This window comes from Bacteroidota bacterium (genome assembly GCA_039714315.1).
In the GTDB taxonomy this organism is placed as follows: domain Bacteria; phylum Bacteroidota; class Bacteroidia; order Flavobacteriales; family JADGDT01; genus JADGDT01.
Window position 1 is genome coordinate 1 of sequence record JBDLJM010000218.1, and the last position, 3,655, is coordinate 3,655.

General features: G+C 36.7%; 3 protein-coding genes. All 3 read left to right on the forward strand.

Annotated features, from left to right (window positions below):
• Window positions 1-238 precede the first annotated feature (238 nt).
• Entirely contained in the window at window positions 239-1,084 is an 846-nt protein-coding gene (locus ABFR62_13625; protein MEN8139458.1) for a transketolase, read from the forward strand.
• A gap of 27 nt (window positions 1,085-1,111) precedes the next feature.
• Window positions 1,112-2,065, forward strand: coding sequence for a transketolase C-terminal domain-containing protein (locus tag ABFR62_13630; GenBank protein ID MEN8139459.1), 954 nt, complete (start codon window positions 1,112-1,114; stop codon window positions 2,063-2,065).
• A 640-nt stretch (window positions 2,066-2,705) separates the two neighbouring features.
• Window positions 2,706-3,655: helix-turn-helix domain-containing protein (locus ABFR62_13635; GenBank protein MEN8139460.1), on the forward strand; the 950-nt coding region annotated here is incomplete at its 3' end.

Consider the following 3,655-nt stretch of genomic DNA (forward strand, 5'->3'; position numbering starts at 1 on the left):
GAGTAAGCAGTCCTTCACACCCTTCGACAGGCTCAGGGGCCGAGCTCAGGGATCGAAACCAGCAATGCAACCAGCAATGCAACCAGCAATGCAACCAGTAACCAGTAACAAGTAACCAGTAACCAGCAATGCAACCAGCAACCAGCAACAATCTACATATTTTTTACCCCTCTATTTCAATTAAAAATCCTATTTTTGCCAAAATTTTTATATAACACACTAACTGATAGTTTAAGTTATGGCATCAACACAAGAATTAGAAAATTTTTGTACTCAGGTAAGAAGAGACATTTTGCGCATGGTACATGCAGTAAATTCGGGACACCCGGGAGGTTCATTAGGTTGTACTGAGTTTGTATCGGTACTTTACCAGGAAGTAATGGATCATGATAGTGATTTCTCTATGGACGGCAACGGAGAGGATTTATTCTTCCTTTCGAACGGACATACTTCACCTCTATTTTATTCGGTACTTGCGAGATCGGGATATTTTCCTGTAAGCGAACTTTCTACATTTAGAAAATTAGGTTCAAGACTTCAGGGACATCCTACCACTCACGAAGGTTTACCGGGAATTAGAATGGCTTCAGGTTCATTGGGGCAAGGACTATCTAACGGAATCGGAGCTGCTATGGCTAAAAAGTTAAACGGTGACGATAAACTTGTTTACACTCTTCACGGTGATGGTGAAATTCAGGAAGGTCAGATTTGGGAAGCTGCAATGTTCGCTGCTCACAACAAAGTTGACAACCTGATTATGACTATTGATGCCAATGGTAAACAAATTGACGGTGAAACTGATGATGTTCTTTCTTTGGGATCAATCGAAGCTAAGTTTGAAGCTTTCGGATGGGATGTAATGGAACTTGCAGAAGGTAATAATCCTGCTAAAGTAGTTGAAGCTCTTGCTGAAGCTAAGTTGAGAACCGGAAAAGGAAAGCCTGTTTGTATAGTTATGAAAACTGAAATGGGTAATGGTGTTGATTTCATGATGGGTACTCACCACTGGCACGGACAAGCGCCAAACGATGAGCAACTTGCCTCTGCATTAGCTCAAAACCCTGAAACTTTAGGCGATTATTAATCTATCAACCAAAAAACTTAGACTAAAATGACAAAATATATAGATTCAGGTAAGAAAGATACCCGCTCAGGATTTGGTGACGGTTTTACCGAATTAGGAAAAGAAAACGAAAACGTAGTTGGACTTGTAGCAGATTTAACACCTTCATTAAAAATGGGTGAATTTGCAAAAAACCATCCGGAAAGATTTTTTCAGGCAGGTATTGCCGAGGCAAATATGATTGGTATGGCAGCAGGCCTTACTATCGGAGGTAAAATTCCATTTGCAGCTACTTTTGCTAATTTTGCAACAGGAAGGGTTTACGATCAGATTCGTCAGGCTGTAGCATACTCAGGAAAGAATGTAAAGATCGCTGCATCTCACGCAGGTATTACTCTTGGAGAAGATGGTGCTACACACCAGATTTTGGAAGACATCGGTTTGATGAAAATGTTACCGGGAATGGTAGTTATTAATCCATGTGATTACAACCAGACAAAGGCCGCTACAAAAGCTGCTGCTGAGTATGAAGGACCGGTTTATTTACGTTTCGGTCGTCCAAAAGTAGCTAACTTCACTCCTGCCGATCAGAAATTTGAAATTGGTAAAGCCTTAATGCTTAACGAAGGTAGCGATGTTACTATTGTTGCAACGGGACACCTGGTTTGGGAAGCTTTACTAGCTGCCGAAGAACTGGAAGCTAAAGGAATTAAAGCTGAAGTAATTAACATTCATACAATCAAACCTCTTGACGTACCTGCAATATTGAAATCTGTTGAAAAAACAGGTTGTATTGTTAGTGCAGAAGAGCACAACGTACTTGGTGGACTTGGAGAAAGTGTTGCGAGAGAGTTGTCGCAGGCAAACCCTGTTCCTCAGGAATTTGTTGGAGTAAATGATGTGTTTGGTGAATCAGGAACACCTGCCCAGTTAATGGAAAAATACGGTTTAAATGCCAAAGCTATTGTTGAAGCTGCCGAGAAAGCTATTTCAAGAAAATAGTATCAATAATATATAAACACGAAGACCATTCTTATATTTAAGGATGGTCTTTTTTTTATGCCTTAACGGGCTATCCGCTGTAGTTTTTTGCCCAAAATATGTTCTGCTATTTGCTCCAAGGAGCTCTCTGAAGTCGCTCTTTACACAAAAGCATCACGATATTTTCAACAAAAAAGCTGCCGCTTCTATCCCTGGCATTTTTGAATATGTGTAAGATGAAAATTTATTTTCAATAGAAACATTTTCAAAACAATGACAAAGGGATGTGAAACAAATACGAAGTATTCATGAACTCCAAAATAATTAACTCTTGTGAATAATCACCGGCGTTATTATGTAAAAATACACCCTAACCAAAATACATGAGGTTTCGCCTCTACAGGGCTCCATACTATTTATCATCTCCTATTCTACAACGATATCGCTCCTCCGGAGCTTTTATTTTGTAATGTAATATTGATTTTCTATACAGGTGTCTTCCCCACGAGAATTAATATACTTGATGAAGTACATACTACAATATTGTTATCATCCTGTTTAATGTATTTTTTGAGTTCTTCATAGCATCAAAAACACCAACAACAGCGTAAATTTGTGTTTTTTTTGTTGTAACTTTATAGACTACAAACACTTATTAAAAATGAGTGGACTTTTTATTGATAATATTAGAAAAATAATACTGGAACATGTACAAAATGAAAAATTCGGTGTTCCTGAGCTGGCTGCTGAAGTTGGATTAAGCAGTTCTCAATTACTACGAAATATAAAATCTGCCACAGGAAAAACACCCGGTGAATTTATTAAGGAAATCCGTCTAAATGAAGCTTTAAAGTTACTTAAAGAAAATGATTATACGGCTTCCGAGGTATCATTCAGGGTTGGTTTTAACAGTCCTTCATACTTCAATAAATGTTTTCACGATCATTTCGGATATACTCCCGGAGATGTTAAACAAATGAATATACCAGAAGTTACGAAGAAAACATCTGCAGCTGAGTTAAATATGGATTCAGGAAAGATTCAAAATAAAACTAAGTCAAAGAAGAAAACCATTTTAATCACCTTCATTACTACCCTGCTTTTAATTATAGCTTCTTACATTATTTACAATTATTTTACTGATTTAAACATTAAGAAAACTTCAGAAATAAATATTCCCGAAAAATCAATTGCGGTACTGCCATTTAAAAATCTAAGTGATAATAAAAATAATCAATACTTTGCTGATGGTGTGATGAATGATATTTTGAACCACCTTTCTGCAATAAAAGGATTCAAGGTAATTTCCATAACTACCATGGAACAATACCGAAGCACTAAAAAAACTGCACCTAAAATAGGCAAGGAACTTAAAGTTTCATATATCCTTGAATCCAGTATCCAAAAATATAAAGATTCAATTAAGATCGTATCACAATTAATTGATGCTAAAAATGATAAGCATCTATGGTCAAAAAAATTTGAACGAGAATTGGAAAATATTTTCGCTCTGGAAAGTGAGATTGCGAGAGAAATAGCAGCAGAATTAAAAATTACACTTACTCCTGCAGAAATAAAAAAGATTGAAAAAGTACCAACAAAAAATCTTGA